The organism is Nonomuraea aurantiaca (assembly GCF_020215705.1).
GTDB classification, from domain to species: Bacteria; Actinomycetota; Actinomycetes; order Streptosporangiales; family Streptosporangiaceae; genus Nonomuraea; species Nonomuraea aurantiaca.
This window is the reverse complement of record NZ_JAIWNB010000017.1, coordinates 122,612-138,239: the sequence shown is the minus strand read 5'-3', so window position 1 is coordinate 138,239 and position 15,628 is coordinate 122,612. Positions and strand designations below refer to the sequence as shown.

The 15,628-nt window shown below is 70.9% G+C and carries 13 protein-coding genes and 1 pseudogene; 4 read left to right on the top strand and 10 right to left on the bottom strand.

Translation table 11 applies throughout. The annotated features are described in order from the left end of the window. The first annotated feature begins 293 nt into the window (after positions 1-293). Complete coding sequence (rox, locus tag LDL49_RS34055) at positions 294-1,721, top strand: rifampin monooxygenase (protein ID WP_225297292.1); 1,428 nt, start codon at positions 294-296, stop codon at positions 1,719-1,721. Between the two features lie 21 nt (positions 1,722-1,742). Here rox and LDL49_RS34050 read toward each other — a convergent pair whose 3' ends face one another. The 7 genes from LDL49_RS34050 to LDL49_RS34020 are packed head-to-tail and all read right to left on the bottom strand — an operon-like array spanning position 1,743 to position 9,316. Further along, the gene (locus LDL49_RS34050) at positions 1,743-2,870 is read right to left on the bottom strand and encodes a mandelate racemase/muconate lactonizing enzyme family protein (protein WP_225297290.1); all 1,128 of its coding nucleotides are present in this window, start codon (positions 2,868-2,870) and stop codon (positions 1,743-1,745) included. A gap of 4 nt (positions 2,871-2,874) precedes the next feature. Beyond that, positions 2,875-3,843, bottom strand: a complete 969-nt coding sequence (locus LDL49_RS34045) for a D-2-hydroxyacid dehydrogenase (RefSeq protein WP_225297288.1) — start codon at positions 3,841-3,843, stop codon at positions 2,875-2,877. Next, positions 3,840-4,826 (bottom strand): hydroxyacid dehydrogenase, encoded by a 987-nt coding sequence (locus LDL49_RS34040; RefSeq protein WP_225297286.1) that lies wholly within the window; start codon positions 4,824-4,826, stop codon positions 3,840-3,842. The genes LDL49_RS34045 and LDL49_RS34040 overlap by 4 nt, the downstream gene beginning before the upstream one ends. Continuing rightward, positions 4,820-5,974 carry a hypothetical protein gene (locus LDL49_RS34035; RefSeq protein WP_225297284.1) on the bottom strand — a complete coding sequence of 385 codons (1,155 nt, stop codon included), beginning with the start codon at positions 5,972-5,974 and terminating at the stop codon, positions 4,820-4,822. The genes LDL49_RS34040 and LDL49_RS34035 overlap by 7 nt, the downstream gene beginning before the upstream one ends. Positions 5,975-5,977: 3 nt before the next feature. Then, positions 5,978-6,832 carry a carbohydrate ABC transporter permease gene (locus tag LDL49_RS34030; RefSeq protein WP_225297282.1) on the bottom strand — a complete coding sequence of 285 codons (855 nt, stop codon included), beginning with the start codon at positions 6,830-6,832 and terminating at the stop codon, positions 5,978-5,980. Then, positions 6,832-7,836, bottom strand: coding sequence for a carbohydrate ABC transporter permease (locus LDL49_RS34025; protein ID WP_225297278.1), 1,005 nt, complete (start codon positions 7,834-7,836; stop codon positions 6,832-6,834). The genes LDL49_RS34030 and LDL49_RS34025 overlap by 1 nt, the downstream gene beginning before the upstream one ends. Before the next feature lie 25 nt (positions 7,837-7,861). Further along, positions 7,862-9,316, bottom strand: a complete 1,455-nt coding sequence (locus LDL49_RS34020; RefSeq protein ID WP_225297276.1) for an ABC transporter substrate-binding protein — start codon at positions 9,314-9,316, stop codon at positions 7,862-7,864. A gap of 192 nt (positions 9,317-9,508) precedes the next feature. Between LDL49_RS34020 and LDL49_RS34015 the strand changes: the two genes are divergently transcribed. From LDL49_RS34015 to LDL49_RS34005, 3 genes are read left to right on the top strand one after another with little or no spacing between them, the layout of a single operon-like run. Further along, positions 9,509-10,285, top strand: coding sequence for a sugar phosphate isomerase/epimerase family protein (locus LDL49_RS34015; protein WP_225297274.1), 777 nt, complete (start codon positions 9,509-9,511; stop codon positions 10,283-10,285). 27 nt (positions 10,286-10,312) lie between these two features. Next, a complete protein-coding gene (locus LDL49_RS34010; protein WP_225297272.1) occupies positions 10,313-11,371 on the top strand; it encodes a LacI family DNA-binding transcriptional regulator in 1,059 nt (352 codons plus the stop codon). 27 nt (positions 11,372-11,398) lie between these two features. Then, on the top strand, positions 11,399-13,183 hold the full coding sequence (locus LDL49_RS34005; RefSeq protein WP_225297271.1) for a DUF2264 domain-containing protein: 1,785 nt from the start codon (positions 11,399-11,401) through the stop codon (positions 13,181-13,183). Between the two features lie 25 nt (positions 13,184-13,208). Here the strand turns inward: LDL49_RS34005 and LDL49_RS34000 are convergent. From LDL49_RS34000 to LDL49_RS33985, 3 genes and pseudogenes are all read right to left on the bottom strand, one after another. Then, a pseudogene (locus tag LDL49_RS34000) lies at positions 13,209-13,643 on the bottom strand (Clp protease N-terminal domain-containing protein); the annotation flags it as partial. A gap of 61 nt (positions 13,644-13,704) precedes the next feature. Beyond that, the gene (locus LDL49_RS33995) at positions 13,705-14,589 is read right to left on the bottom strand and encodes a helix-turn-helix domain-containing protein (protein WP_225297269.1); all 885 of its coding nucleotides are present in this window, start codon (positions 14,587-14,589) and stop codon (positions 13,705-13,707) included. Positions 14,590-14,963: 374 nt separating this feature from the next. Beyond that, entirely contained in the window at positions 14,964-15,563 is a 600-nt protein-coding gene (locus tag LDL49_RS33985) for a CHRD domain-containing protein (protein WP_225297266.1), read from the bottom strand. Positions 15,564-15,628: the final 65 nt, after the last annotated feature.

Below are 15,628 nucleotides of genomic sequence, written 5' to 3'. Positions count from 1 at the left end.
CGCACCGACCCGCACGTCGAAAAATCGAACGCCGCCCCCTGACGCGCGGATCAAGGCTTCCGACGAGAAGCCGGTTCCCATGGAGTCCACCCGCGCCGTCACCGCTCGGGAGAAGCTTGTCCGTCCGCGACGGACGGCGAAAAGCGAAGGGAAGGGGGTTGCCCGCTCCTTCCACTCTCAACGTATAGCGCGCCGGGGGGCTTGCGGCAAGGCCCGGGTCGTGCTGCAGAATCGGCGGCCGAGGCCAGGCGCGCGGAGGTGCGGGTGTGCGCGCCGCCGGATTGGGGGGTTCCATGATTGACGTGATCGTTGCCGGCGGTGGACCGGTCGGCATGATGCTGGCCGCCGAGTTGCGGCTGCGCGGCGTGTACGCGGTCGTGCTGGAGAAGGAGGCGGAGCCGACCAGGGTTGTCCGCGCGCTCGGCCTGCACACGCGCAGCATCGAGGTGATGGACCAGCGCGGTCTGCTGGACCGGTTCCTCGCGCTGGGCCATCAGTACCCCGTCGGCGGTTCCTTCGCCGGCATCATCAAGCCGCCGCCGGACCGGCTGGACACCGCGCACCCGTACTCCCTGGCCATCCCGCAGACCACCACCGAGCGCCTGCTGACCGAGCATGCCATCGAGCTCGGCACCGAGATCCGGCGCGGCTGTGAACTGGCCGGGCTGAGCCAGGACGAGGACGGGGTGACCGCCGAGCTGGCCGACGGCACGCGGCTGCGCTCGCGCTACCTCGTCGGCTGCGACGGCGGCCGCAGCACGGTGCGCAAGTCGCTCGGCGTCGGCTTTCCCGGCGAGCCGGCCCAGGTCGAGTGGCTGCTGGGCGAGGCGGAGGTGACCATGCCGCCGGAGGAGCTGGCGGCCCTGGTGGCCGAACTCGGCAAGACCCACAAGGGGTTCGGCGCCGTACCCCTCGGGGACGGGGTCTACCGCGTCGTGGCGCGCGCCGACGCGGTGGCCGAGGACCGTACGGTCCCGCCGGCCCTGGACGAGCTGAAGCAGGCGGTACGGGCGATCGCCGGCACCGACTTCGGCGTGCACTCGCCGCGCTGGCTCTCCCGTTTCGGCGACGCCACCCGCCTGGCCGAGCGCTACCGGACCGGCCGGGTGCTGCTGGCCGGCGACGCGGCGCACATCCATCCTCCGATGGGCGGGCAGGGACTCAACCTCGGCATCCAGGACGCCTTCAACCTCGGCTGGAAACTGGCCGCCGCGGTCGACGGCTGGGCGCCGGAGGGACTGCTGGACAGCTACCACACCGAACGGCACCCGGTGGCCGCCTCCGTGCTGGACAACACCCGCGCGCAGGTCGAGCTGACCTCCCTCGAGCCGGGGCCCCAGGCGGTGCGCCGGCTGATGTCGGAATTGATGGACTTCGAGGAGGTGAACCGGTACCTGATCGAGAAGATCTCGGCGATCGGGATCCGCTACGACTTCGGCCAGGGGCATGAACTGCTGGGACGGCGGATGCGGGACATGGAGCTCAAGGGAGGGCGCCTCTACGAGCTGATGCGCGGCGGCCGCGGACTGCTGCTCGACCGGACCGGCCGGCTTTCGGTGGCGGGCTGGGCGGACCGGGTCGACCACGTCGCCGACGGCAGCGAGGAGCTGGACGTGCCCGCGGCGCTGCTGCGGCCGGACGGCCACGTGGCGTGGGTCGGTGAAGACCAGCAGGAGCTGCTCAGCCGGCTGCCCGAGTGGTTCGGCGCTCCCCTCGGCTGAGCCGGCCGCGAGGCTCGCCTGTCAGAGGGCGAGCGAGCGGACCACCTCCTCGTCCACGCCGATCCCCAGGCCGGGGCCGGTGGGCACGTGGGCGACGCCGTCGGCGACGGTGATGACCGGGTCCGTGGCGTACGGGCTGGTGATGAACTGCCGGCCGTTGAGGTCGACGGGCGTGTCCACGCCGAACGCGGCGAACAGGTGCAGCGAGGCGGCCAGCCCGATGTCGGACTCGGTGAGGCCGGAGCCCATGACGGCCAGGCCGCTGTCCTCGGCGAGCTGGCACTGGCGCAGGGCCAGGGTCAGCCCGCCGCAGCGCTGCACCTTGGCGACGGCGACGTCGATGGCGTCGAGCCGGACGAACGTCGCCAGGTCGCTCGGGTGACGCAGGCTCTCGTCCACGGCCACTGGGATGGGGCTGGCGTCACGCAGGCGGCGCAGTCCGGCGATGTCGTTGGACGGCAGCGGCTGCTCGAAGACGAAGACGTTCAGATCGGTCAGGCGCCTGGCCACCCGGAGCGCGGCGGCGGCCGTGTAGCCCTGGTTGGCGTCCACCCAGAGCACGGCGTCGGGGGCGGCGGCCCGTACGGCGGCCACGATGGCCACGTCCTCGTCCTCGGTGTGCAGGCCGAGCTTGACCTTGACGTGGCGGTAGCCGTGCGCGCGGCCCTCGGCCACCGAGTCCGCGGCCTCGGACGCCGACTCACCCGACACGATCCAGGCCAGTTCGATGGTGTCGCGTCTGCGCCGGCCCCACAGCTCGCCGAGGGACACGCCCAGGCTGCGGGCGTAGGCGTCGTGGCAGGCCACGTCCACCGCCGCGCGCGCCAGCGGCATGCCGATCGAGAACCCCTTGCTGATGGTGCGGTCGAAGGCGCGGCAGAGCCCGTCGAGGTCCCACAGCGGGCGGCCCACGGCGGCCGGGGCAAGGTATCCCTCGATGGTGGAGACGATGGATTCGGTGGTCTCGTACGTCCATGAGGGAATCGGGGTGGCCTCGCCCCATCCGGTGGCGCCGTCGTCGGCCGTGACCTTCACCAGGACCCTGATGGCGGGGCGGCCGCTCTGGACCACGGACCCGCCCGCCACGGCGAAGTCGCGCAGCGAGGGCAGGGCCACGGTGAAGGTCTCGACGCGTGCTATCTGGTTCACGTGATCAGTACCATTCCGACTTGTCCACCACATTGATCAGTTCTCGCCCGGCCACGAAGCGGCGGGCGTTCTCCAGCAGGACGGCGAAGCACCGCTCCGAGGCGTGCGGTCCCACGCCCGCGACGTGCGGGGTGATGATGACGTCGGGACGCCGCCAGAGCGGGTGGTCGGCGGGGAGCGGCTCGGTCTCGAAGACGTCCAGGGCCGCGCCGGCCAGGTGGCCCGAGGACAGCGCGGCGGCCAGGTCGTCGAGCCGGACGATGGCCCCGCGGCCGACGTTGACCACGTACGCCCCCCGCTTGGCCAGCGCCAGCCGCCGCGCGTCCAGCAGGCCCTCGGTGGCGGGGGTCTGCGGGACCGTCAGGATGACCAGGTCCGCCTCGGGAAGCAGCCGGTCGAGGGCGTCCGGCGGCAGCACTTCGGCGAAGCCCGGCACGGGGCCACCGCGCCGGGCGTCCGTGCCCACGACCCTGGTGCCGAACGCCGCCAGCAGCCTGCCGACCTCGGCCCCGACCGCGCCCACCCCCACGACCAGGGCCGTGGCCTCGCCCAGGGGCAGCACGGCGCCGGGGTCCCAGTCGGGCGCCCAGCGCGCGCGGGCCTGTTCGCGGGCGTACCTGGGCAGGTCCCTGGCCAGCGCGAGCACGAGCGCCAGCGTGTGCGCGGCCACGTGGTCGGTGTAGGTGTCGCGCATGTTGGTGACCTGTACGGGGTGCGCGACCAGGGCCGGATGGTAGAACGCCGGCGGCGGCCCGGCCTGCGGCGCCTGCAGCCAGCGCAGCCGCCCGGCGTGCGCCAGCAGGTCCGCGGGCAGCGCGCCGTAGGCGGCGTCGGCCTCCGCCAGCGCCTGTGCCGCCTCCGGCGCGCTCTCCGGCTGGAGGACGACGAGCCCCGGCACCGCCTGCTCCAGCCGGGCCTGCCAGCCCGCGGTGGCCGGACCGTGCGGCGGCAGCAGCACCAGGGTGACGCTCACGCCCTTCTCGCCAGGCCGGACTCGATGATCTCGTACAGCAGCGGCTCCCCCGCGACGTAGCGGGCGAGCTCCTCGGCCATCGCCTCGCCGTGACGGCGGCGCTCGTGGCCCAGGCTGCCCGCCACGTGCGGGGTGACGACGATGTTCGGCATCGTGAACAGCGGCGACCCGGCGACCGGCGGTTCCGGGTGGGTGACGTCGAGGACGGCGAACAGGTCGGTCCGCCGGCTCAGCACGTCCACGAGCGCGGCCTCGTCGACCAGCTGGCCGCGCGCCGAGTTGATCAGGGTGGCGTCGTGCTTCATCGACTCCAGCAGCCCGGCGCCGACCATGCCGCTCGTCTCGGGGGTGAGCGGGGCGTGCAGGCTGACCACGTCGGAGGTGGCGAACAGCTCCTCGAGGCCGACGAGGCGCACCCCGAGCCGCTCGGCCTCCGCCGGGTCGGCGTACGGGTCGTGGGCCTGCACGTCGAGCTTGTGGTGGGCGAGCAGCCGCGCCGTGGCCCGGCCCGTGGCGCCGAGCGAGACCAGCCCGACCGTCGCGCCGTAGGCCCCCAGCTCGGGTCCGCGCGGGGCGGGGGCGGCGGCGGCGCGCGCGTTCAGCACGTAGCGCCAGCCGTGCTTGAGCGCGTACAGGATCTGCGAGAGCGCGAACTCGGCGACCGGCTCGGCGTTGGCCGTGGCCGCCGTGGTGACCCGCACTCCCCTGGCCCACATCTCCGGGGTCACCATCGAGCGGATGGAGCCCGCGCCGTACAGCACCAGCGAGAGTTTGGGCGCGGCGGCGAGGAACTCGGCGTCCAGCTTGGGCGCGCCCCATCCGGTCACCAGCACCTCAAGGCCGCCGAGCACGTCGGGAGTGAGCTGGTCAGCGGTGAGCGGGGGCGAGTCGATGGACAGGTGCCGTTCGAGCGCGGCCATGGCCTCCGGGCCGTAGACGTCGTCGAAGCGGTTCAAGTCCATCACATAAAGGCCGTTCAGCATGATCTCTCCTTCAAGCGAGCCGCCGCCCGCACACTGGCCAGGCGGGCCGGTGAGCCCAGCCCGGCGTGGTAGTAACGCAGTTGCCGCGCGCCCCCGGCGACGAGGTCGGCGGCCAGAGCCGGGATCCGGGCGTGCCCGTCCTCCAGCACGGTCAGGTTGGCGACGATCGGGACCTCGGTACGGCTCGCCGCGGCCTTCACCTGGGCCCGGGCCGCCTCCTCCTGGCCCCAGCACTTGAGCACGTACGCGTCGGCCGGCGCGTCGAAGGAGGCCAGGTCGATGCCCACGTCGGGGCCGGTGACCTGCGGGTCGTCGGTGGCCATGAGCAGCAGCTCACGGCCGCCGGCCAGCGCCGCGGCCTCCCGGACCAGGCCGGCGATGACCTGCCCGCGGTGACCGTACACCGCCTGGGCACGCTCGGAGCCGAGTACTTCGTCCAGGCTCGTCCCGGCCGGGACGCCCCACTGGAGCTCCCCGTCCACGGCGGCGCGCACGTCACGCGCCAGTTCCTCGACGTCCAGGCCGCGCCCGGCCAGCCCGGCCCGGCAGGCCGGGCAGAGGCAGAGGGACAGCAGCGCCTTGCCGCAGGCGGACAGGTCGGCGCCGGAGGTCTTCTCGTGGTGGCCGGCGTGCTCCATGCCCAGCCAGCCGCACGCCTCCAGCATCAGCGCGGGCACGTCGTACTGCTCGCACACCTCGCCCACGACAGTGAGCGCGTAGTCGTGGACGTCGGGCTGGGCGGGGCAGAGCGCGTAGGGATAGGACTCGCCGTAGGCGTTCGTGACCGTCAGGTCGGGCGCTTGGCGGCCCAGCACCGAGGAGTGCGTGAGCACCAGCCAGGCCTCCGCCCGCAGCCCCGCCCCGGCCAGCGCGGTCAGCGCCGTGCCGAACCGGTCCTCGTCGGCCACTGCCCAGCTCGGCGGGTGCGGCCGGAGCCGGCCGCGCCAGCGCTCGGGGCGCAGCCGGAAGTAGGCCGCCGCGTGGTCGGCCTGCACGATCCGGTGGCGCGGGTGCCACGGCGTGACGGCCCGGACCGAGTGGTAGGCGGCCTGCAGGGTCACCGTGCTCACGCCCAGACCGGCGATGCGCTCGGCCGCCGCGGGGTCGCCCACGACGTCCCAGGTGTAGGCGAACGCCCCATGCCTCACGCGTCATCCCTTCGTGGCGCCGGCCAGGCCGCGCGTGAAGTAGCTCTGGAAGAACAGGAAGATCATCAGCATCGGCAGGAACGAGATCGTCATCCCGGCGGCGAACCCGGTCCAGTCTGTCGCGTGCTCGCCCTGGAAGGACAGCATCCCGACGGCGAGGTTCTGCAGCTCGGGCTGGCCGAGCGTGAACACCAGGGGGATGTTGAACTCGTTCCAGCTGCTGATGAACTGGAAGATGACCACCACCGCGATGACCGGCTTGGCCAGCGGGAGGATGAGGCGGAACGTCTTGAGGAAACCGGCCCCGTCGAGCTTGGCCGCCTCGAACAGGTCGGTCGGGACGCTGGAGAAGAACCCGACGAACAGCAGGACGTAGAGCGCGCCGGCGCCGCCGGACATGGCCAGGATGACCCCGGCCCGGGTGTTCAGCAGGCCGAGGTTCTCGATCAGCACGAACTGCGGCACGATGATCGAGGCGACCGGGATGAACAGGGTCCCCACGATCATCCGGTAGAGCAGGGTACGGCCGGGGAACTCGTACCTGGCCAGCACGTAGCCGCACAGGGCCGCCTTGACCAGCTCGACCAGGGTCGAGGCGGCCGAGTAGAGCACCGTGTTGAAGAAGTATCCGGAGAACCCGGCGTTGACCCAGGCCCGGACGAAGTTGTCGAAGTTCAGCTGGTCGGGCAGGAGGCTCGCGCCGCTGGTGAACATCCCCGCCTGGGTCTTGAACGCGGCCGAGATGGTCCACAGGAAGGGATAGACCCACACGAGCCCGACGACCAGCAGGATCGGCAGGGCGATGAGGTTGGCCCGCACGGCATGGCTGCGCCGGCCCGCCCGAGTGGTCGCTGCCATCAGACGCCGTACTCCTTCCTGAGCCGCTGAGCCCGGCGGACCGCGAGGCCCTGGGCGGAGACCAGGACGAAGGCGATGACGGAGAACAGCAGCGCCGCGGCCGAGGCGTAGCCATAGGCGAACGGCACCGAGCCGAAGGCGTTCTGGTAGATGAAATAGGACACCACGTAGGTGCTGGTGCCGGGCCCGCCCGCGGTGAGCGTGACGACCAGCCCGAAGACGTGCATGGCGTTCACCAGGCCGAGCAGGGTGATGATCACGGCGACCGGGCGGATCATCGGCAGCGTGATGCGGGTGAGCTTCTTCCACTCCCCCGCGCCGTCGATGGCGGCAGCCTCGTAGACCTCCTCCGGCACGTTCTGCAGCGCCGCGATCCAGTAGATCATGTACTGGCCGAAGATCTGCCAGATGGAGACGAGTACGAGCACGACCAGCGCGCTCCACCTGTTGGCGAACACGTCGAACCCCTGGTCGACCAGGCCGAGGTCGCGCAGAATCGCGTTCAGCGCGCCGTTGGACGGGTTGAGCAGGTAGGTGAACACCAGCCCCGCCATGGCGACGGGGATGATGAGCGGCGCGAAGAACATGGTCCGGAAGAACCGCTTGCCGCGCAGCCACTTGCGGGTCAGCAGGATCGCCGCCAGCAGCGAGATCGGCAGCTTGATGACGGTCGTCAGCAGGGCGAAGACCAGCGTGTTGACCACCGAGAGCCAGAACAGCGGGTCGGCCAGGATCGTGCCGTAGTTGCCGCCCCCGACGAAGTGGTCGATGGGGCCGACGCCCGACCAGTCGAAGAAGGAGTAGTAGATCGTCGCGATCAGCGGCCAGATGGTGAAGCCGAGGTAGAGCAGGAGGAAGGGGGCCAGGAAGACGAGCAGCCAGACCCTCTCGATGCCGCGCACGCGCTCGCGGGAGTGATCGGCGCGCTCGGGCACACGCTTGGCGGGCGACCGGTCCCGGTCCGTCACCCTTTCCCTCCCGGGGGCGGGAGCGGTGGTTGTCATGGATGTGTCCTCACGAGGAGTCCGGTCAGTTGCGGTACATGTCCGAGGTGAAGTCCTTCGTGTACTCCCAGTCGGGGAAGGTGTAGCAGTCCATCGACACCTTCAGGCCGCTGGCCGCCTCCTGCTTGAGCCCTTCCTCCAGCGCGGTCTGCCGCTGCTTGACGATGGCGGCGCCCACGGTCTCCAGAGGCTGGCCGCTGGTCAGCGCCTCACCCATGGCCTCCCACTCCCCGTCGGGGCTCTTCGACAGCGCGTTGACGTACGCCTTGGACTTGGCGATGTCGGGGCACTTGAGCAGCGGCACGGGGAGCTGAACCCGGTAGCCCGGCTTTCCGCCGATCTCCATGATCTGCCTGAGCGCCGGGTCGGTGACCATCTTCTGGTTGTCGACATAGGCGAGCGTGCCGAAGGCGCTCTTGTAGTACTGCTTGACGAAGTAGCCGTTGGGGTCGGTCATCCACTGAATGAACGTCCACATGGCGTCGGGATGCTTGGTCTGCGAGCTGACCCAGTACTTGTTGGTGTCGTACTTGCGGCCGGCCGCGCCGGTCTGCCCGCTGTCGGGGTTGACGCGCGGCGCCACCACGTACTTGTCGCTGGTGAAGCCCTGGCTGGCCCACACGCTCGGCAGCCAGGTGCCGTCGAAGAAGATGCCGGCCTGATCGGCGGCGAACTGCTGGCGGGAGAAGTTCTTGTCGTTGGTCCCCGGCGCCAGGTACCCGGCCTTCTTGAGCTCCTGGATGAAGGCGAAGGTCTTCACCTGCCCGGGCTCGGTCAGGTCGAACTTGCCCGTCTTGTAGTCGAAGAACTCATCCGTCGAGACGCTGCTGATCATCGCGTACCAGATGCGCTGCATGTCCGGGCCCTTGGTGGGGGCGGCGATGCACTCGGCCTTGGTCTTGGCCTTGATCTGCGCGCAGGCGTTCTTGAGGTCGGTCCAGGTCTTGGGCGGATTGTTGACGTCCAGCCCGGCCTGCTGGAAGACCTGCTTATTGAGGAACATGTAGCCGGAGCCCCAGTAGAGGTTCTCCGAGAACGGGAAGCCGTAGGTCTTCCCGTCCTGCATGTTGATGCCTTCCAGGAAGGACCCGTCCGGCCAGCGCTTGACGAAGTCGGCGGGGACGGTGCCACCAGGGCTGAGGGGACTGATCCACTTCTGGTCCAGCAGCTGGGACAGCCCGGTCGCGTTCCAGTAGAACATGTCCGGCGCCTGGTTGCTCTGGAAGGCCAGCGGCAGGGTCTTCATGTAGTCGGCCTGGGTGATCGAGCGCCACTCGATCTTGATGTCGGGATGTTCCTTGGTGAACTGGGCGCCGACATCCTTGTGGAAGTTCACCTGTTCGGCGGAGAAGTCCCAGATCCGCAACGTGGTCTGCGAGCCACCTCCGCTCGGGCTGCTCGAGGTGCCGCACGCCGCAACGAGCAGTGACGCCATGGCTGCGGTGGCCATCACGGCGGTCCAACGCGAACGGGGGATCATGGACCCTCCTAAGGAGGCGGAGGTCAGAGGGGGTTCGGGCGGCTGGTAAGCGCTTACCCGAGGGTGGGTCGAGAGTAGCCCGCCTCATTCCCTGTTTCAAGGCTTGTGAGAAAGCGGTTTCAGATGGATGCTCAGCGATGAAGTCCGTCTGACCCAAGATGTACAAGCGCTTTCTCAACTTCAGGAGTACGTGTGCGCCTGCTCGCCTTCACCAAGCCCTTCGGCTCCATCGACGCCCCCCAGCTGGCCGAGGCGGTGGCCTCGGTGGGCGCCGAGGGGGCGGACCTCCTCGTGCGCGAGGGCCAGACGGTCAGCCCCACAGACCCGGACGGCATCGCCGTCGTCGCCGCGGAGCTCGGGCGCCGCGGGCTCACCCTCGACGTCGTCACCACCGACTTCCTCGACGCCGACGCGGACGCCGAACGGATGATCGCGGCCTGCGGCGAGGCCGGCGTCCCCCTCGTCCGGACGGGCTTCTACCGCTACGACCCCGCCATCGGTTACCAGCATCAGCTGAAGGAGGCCAGAGCCGCGCTGACCCGCCTGGCCGGCCTCGCCGCCCGGCACGGCGTGCGGGTGGCGGTCCAGCTGCATCACGGTACGATCCATCCATCCGCCTCGCTCGCTCTCGCACTCGCCGGCGACCTGAACGACGTGCGCTTCTACGCCGACCCCGGCAACCAGGCCAAGGAGGGCAGCGAGGCATGGGCGCTCAACGTCGATCTGCTGGGCGATCGGATGGCCTGCATGGGAGTGAAGAACGCCGTCTGGCGATCGGGCGCGGACGGCTGGACCTGCGAGTGGCAGCCGTTCGCGGACGGGGGCGTGGTCCGCTGGGCGGAGATCCTCCCCGGGCTGCGCGAACGCGGCTACAGCGGGGTGCTGTCGCTGCACGTCCACTACCCGGCGGCCGACCCGGTGGCGGCCGTACGGAGAGATCTGGATCATCTGCGCGGGCTGCTCGGCTGACGGGCGCGCGGGGGGCAGGAGGAGCGGGTGCGTAATCTGCGGCAGGGCCGCGGGAGCCGGGTGACGATCAGCGACGTCGGGGCGGCCGCGGGGGTGTCGGCCTCGACCGTCTCCCGCGTGCTCAACGGCACGGCGAAGGTCGATCCCGCGCTGGCGGCGCGGGTCCACGACGCCGTCACAGAGCTGGGCTACCGGCCCAACGCGGCGGCGCAGGGGCTCGCCCGCGGCGAGTGGGGCACCATCGGCGTGCTGGTCCCCGACCTGGCCAATCCCTACTTTCCCGGCGTGCTCAAGGCGGTCTCGGCCGTCGCCCGCTCCCACGGGCGCCGCGTCATGGTCATGGAGTCGGACGACGACCCCTCGATCGAGCACGACCTCGTCGAGGACCTCATGCGCAGTTGCGACGGGGTGCTGCTCGCCTCCTCCCGTCTGGAGCGCGCCGACCTGGCCGTCCTGACCGGCCGGGGCCACCCGCTCGTCCTGCTCAACCGGATCGTCCCCGGCCTCGCCGCGCCCGCCGTCTCCGCCGACTTCTTCGGCGGGATGATGTTGATCTGCGGCCACCTGGCGCAGCTGGGCCACCGCCGGGTCGCCTACCTGAGCGGGCCCGAGGTGTCCTGGGCCAACTCCGAGCGGATCAGGGCGCTGGAGGCCGCCAAGGCGTTCGGCCTGTCGGTCACGATCCTGCCGTGCGGGGCGACCAGCCGCTGCGGGTACGAGGCCGCCGCCGCGGTGGCCGGCACCGGCGCCACCGCGCTCACCACCTACAACGACCTGGTGGCCCTGGGGGCGGTGACCCGGATGCGCGAGCTCGGGGTGCGGGTTCCCGAGGAGCTGTCGGTGGTGGGGTTCGACGACATCGCGCTGGACCACGTGGCGCACACGGGCCTGACCACGGTGTCGGTGCCCCGGGGGCAGCTCGGCAGGCAGGCGGCCGAGATGCTGGTGGCCCTCATGACCGAGGGGCACGACGGGGAGCCGCTGACCCTGCCGATGGAGCTGCACGTCCGCGACAGCACGGCCCCACCCTCGGCTGTCACGGTGTTGACAAGCGAGGGCGACGGGGGGAAACCTAGCTCGGGATAGCGCTTTCCCAGCGAAAGAGAGACCCCCGTGCACCCCGACGACCGGCCCGGCGGCGATCGAGACGAGTTGGCGCGTCAGGTATTGGACCTGGTCACGCCCCTGATTTCCCGATTCAGCCCGGGGCGGGGACGACTGCGGCTGGGGTTCCACACGGCGCACTACGACCTGGCGTCCGCCGAGCTGGAAGCGTTTGCACGCCCGCTGTGGGGGCTGGCGCCGCTGGCTGCCGGCGGCGGGGCGTTCGACCACTGGGAGCTCTGGAGCGCCGGGCTCGCCGCCGGGACCGACCCCGACCACCCCGACTACTGGGGCGCGGTCTTCGACAAGAACCAGCGGCTGGTCGAGACCGCCGCCATCGGCCTGGCGCTCGCCCTGGCCCCCGAGCGGATCTGGGACCCGCTGACCGGCCCGCAGCGCGACACGGTGGCCGCCTGGCTACGGCACGCCGTCACCGTGGAGCCGAACAACAACAACTGGCTGTTCTTCCCGGTCATGGTGGGGCTCGGGCTCGACCGCGTCGGGATCTCCCACGACCACGACGCCAACACGGCCAGGCTCGACCGGCTGGAGGAGTTCGACCTCGGGCGCGGGTGGTACTCCGACGGGCCGACGTGGCAGCGCGACTACTACATCCCGTTCGCCATGCACTACTACGGCCTCATCTACGCGGCGCTCGGTCACGACCAGGACAGGGCCGGGCGCTTCCGCGAGCGGGCCGCGACGTTCGCCCAGGACTTCCAGCACTGGTTCTCCAGCGAGGGGGTGGCCGTCCCGTTCGGCAGGAGCCTGACCTACCGTTTCGCGCAGTCGGCGTTCTGGGGGGCGCTGGCCTTCGCCGGCGTCGAGGCGCTGCCGTGGGAGGTGACCAAGGGGCATCTGCTGCGGAACCTGCGCTGGTGGGACAGCCGGCCCATCCGCGACGCCGCGGGGTTGCTCACCATCGGCTACGGCTATCCCCAGCCGCACATGGCCGAGCAGTACAACGCGCCCGGCTCGCCGTACTGGGCCATGAAGGCGTACCTGCCGCTCGCCCTGCCCGCCGAGCACCCGTTCTGGACCGCCAAGGAGGCCGACGCTCCCCCGCTGCCCGAGGTCAGCACCCAGCCGGAGGCGGGCGTGGCGCTGATGCGCTGCGAGGAGGGACGGCACGTGGTGCTGCTCAGCGCGGGGCAGCGCAACCCGTGGGCGCGGCACGGGGCGGCCAAGTACGCCAAGTTCGCCTACTCCACGCGGTTCGGCTTCAGCGTGCCCGCCGGGACGCTGAAGCTGGAGCAGGGCGCCTTCGACAGCACGCTGGCGCTCAGCGAGGACGGCGAGCACTGGCGGCCCTGCGAGCTGCCGGATCAGGTCTCCGCCGCCGACGGTGTGCTGCACTCCCACTGGACGCCCTGGGCGGACGTGGAGATCGAGACCTGGCTGGTGGCGCTGCCGCCGTGGCACGTACGGGTGCACCGGATCAGGACCGGGCGGGCGCTGCGCACGGCCGAGGGCGCCTTCGCGGTCGACCGCGACCGGCCGCCCGTCCGGGTCGACACCGGTTCCGGCCGGGCCCGGCTGGACTCGCCCCACGGTCTGTGCGTGATCGAGGACCTGACCGGCGGGCGGGAGGGCGAGCTGGTCACGGCCCTGCCCGGCACGAACGTGCTCGCGGCGCGCACCACGATCCCCACGCTGATGGGCGATCTGCCGCCCGGCGAGCACCTGCTGGCCTGCGCGGTGCTCGGCCTGGGGCCCGCGGGCCCGGACGCGGCGGCCGGGTGGCCGGAGCCTCCCGCGTGGGAGCGCATCGAGCCCCTGATCGGTCTTGGCTGACGCTCCCGAGCGGCTATCTGGCCAGGTATCGCTGGAGGAGTTCGTCCGTGGTCCGCCCGACCTGGTCGAGGTCGGCGCCGAGCTTGACCAGCACCTGGGCCGCCAGACTCTCGCCGTCGCGGATGAGCCCGAGCAGGAGGTGTTCGGTGCCGATGTAGTCAAGACCGCGGCGCAAGGACTCCTGGTTCGCCGCCTGGAGCACTTCGTTGGCCGCCGGCGTGAACGCAAGGTAGCCCGACGTAGCGGACCGGCCTCGGCCCCGGCTCTCCTCGACCTGCCGGCGCACATCCTCAAGGCTGAGGCCCAGGTTCGTGAGAACCTGGGCGCCCACACCCTCACCCTCACGGATCAGACCGAGAAGAACGTGCTCGGTCCCGATGGAGTCGTGGTTGAGCGCCCTGGCCTCCTCCTGGGACAGGACGATGATACGTCGAGCTCGGTCGCTGAACTTCTCGAACATCCCGCCACTCCTCGGCAAGCAGTCAGTCAGGCCGGTGGACCCGGCTTCGTCCTTGCGCATGCTAGTGCGTCGACGGGGTGTCAGCGTCCTGCTCCTGACCTGCGGTGGCGGACCAGCTGGCGAGCAGCTTCAGACCGTCCTCCGCGGCGCTTCCCGGCGGTGCGCTGTAGACGACCACGCTCAACCCGTTCTCGTCCGGCAGGGCCAGACTCTCGTGTTCGAGTTCCAGCTCGCCGACGACCGGGTGGCGCAGGCGCTTGGTGCCCTCGCGGAAGACATGCACGTCGTGGGAGCCCCACAGCACCCGGAAGGCGTCACTGCGGGTGCACAGCTCACCGATCAGGTTCGACAGCTCCCGGTCGTAGGGGTTCTTTCCCGCCGCGATGCGCAGCACGCCGACGGCGCCGTGGGCGACACGCTTCCAATCGACGTAGAACTGCCGGGCTTCGGGGTTGAGGAAGGCGAACCGGGCGCTGTTCGCCTGGCACGTCGGATCGGCGTACATCGGCGAGAACAGCGCCCGGCCCAGCGGGTTGGCGGCCAGGGTGTCCAGGCGGTCGTTCTTCACGAATGCCGGCAGCTGCGGCATGCCCTCGATGATCCGCGCCATGCTCGGCCGCAGCACCGGCCGGCTCTCCCGCTGCCTCGCCTGCCCATGGGGCGCGGGCCCTGCGGCGCGGGCGAGGTCGTACAGGTGCATGCGCTCGATGTCGTCCAGGCGCAGGGCCTGGGCGAGGGCGTTCAGCACGCTGTCGGAGACGCCCCTGAGGTTGCCGCGCTCCAGGCGCGTGTAGTACTCCACGCTCACCCCGGCGAGCATCGCGATCTCGCCCCGGCGCAGGCCGGGGACCCGCCGCTGGCCGTACACCGGCAGTCCCGCCTGCTCGGGTGTGATCTTGTCTCGCCGGGAGCGGAGGAATGCGCTGATTTTGTCCCGGTTGTCCATACCGCCAGGGTAGGCACATCCCGCCGCAGGTGGGGGTCCCTGCCAGCACCTCTCACGCTCTGTGACCGGTAGCGGTTGCATGCATCGTACGAAGACGTACGCCGGAGATCTTGCAGGGGGCTGTGGGGCTGACGGAGTTCGGCGGGCCGGAGGTGCTGCGGGCTCTGGAGCTGCCGGTTCCCGAGGCCGGGCCGGGCGAGATCCGGATTCGCGTGCCCGCGGCGGCGGTCATAAGGTCGCCGCCTGACCCACGAGTACGCCGCCGCCGTCCACGTCCCGGCGCACCGGCCACTGCTTGCCGATCGACGTGCGGGCCGCCGGCCGCCGGGCGGGGCATTCCACCTCTGGTGAAATGCCTCGCCGTAGAGAGCGATTTACCAGTGGGCGCCATTGTGGAGCTGGCCGCGGACCGCGCCGTCGGGGAACTGGGCGGTGTGCAAGTTGGCGTACCAGTTCTTGGGGTGCTTCTTGATGTCCCTGAGCAGGCTGCTCTTGACGCGGACGGAACCGAAGCTGGTGTTGCCGCGAATCGTGCCCTGGGACAGCAGGTCGATCACCACGGGGCCGTTCACGCCCGCCTTGCCCCGGTGGATGTGGAAGTTGGTGGGCTTGCCGGTCCTCCTCCACTGGACGAAGTAGTAGAAGCGGTTGCCGTTGATACGGAACTTGGCAACGGCCACGCCGTCCGGGTCGTTGACCTTCTTGCCCGCTTCGCGCACCTCATTCCTGCCGAGGAGGCCGGCGGCGAAGTAGTACTTCCTGGACGCGCCGGCCATGGGAGCGCGGCTGTGCGCGACGAGGACCGTGCTCGCCTCGGCGGGGTGGGGCAACCGCCACTCCGGTGCGGCGGCCGCGGGAGCGGCGGTCAACGCCGTGGCGGCCACCACCGCGACCGCTCCCGCCGCCGCCGCGCCGCCAATGACGCGCCGCCACGAGATTCGCCCGTTGCCCGCCTGCTTTAACGTATTCATCATTGCCTTTCCTTCTTGACTGGTTCTTGTGACTGATTGGCCACTGCAGACCGTATGGAAGACGGTAG

Coding starts and splice junctions, on each gene's coding strand:
- LDL49_RS33985 (WP_225297266.1), bottom strand. CDS start 15,563: ATGATGAATACGTTAAAGCAGGCGGGCAACGGGCGAATCTCGTGGCGG.
- LDL49_RS34030 (WP_225297282.1), bottom strand. CDS start 6,832: ATGGCAGCGACCACTCGGGCGGGCCGGCGCAGCCATGCCGTGCGGGCC.
- LDL49_RS34040 (WP_225297286.1), bottom strand. CDS start 4,826: ATGCTGAACGGCCTTTATGTGATGGACTTGAACCGCTTCGACGACGTC.
- LDL49_RS34020 (WP_225297276.1), bottom strand. CDS start 9,316: ATGATCCCCCGTTCGCGTTGGACCGCCGTGATGGCCACCGCAGCCATG.
- LDL49_RS33995 (WP_225297269.1), bottom strand. CDS start 14,589: ATGGACAACCGGGACAAAATCAGCGCATTCCTCCGCTCCCGGCGAGAC.
- LDL49_RS34025 (WP_225297278.1), bottom strand. CDS start 7,836: ATGACAACCACCGCTCCCGCCCCCGGGAGGGAAAGGGTGACGGACCGG.
- rox (WP_225297292.1), top strand. CDS start 294: ATGATTGACGTGATCGTTGCCGGCGGTGGACCGGTCGGCATGATGCTG.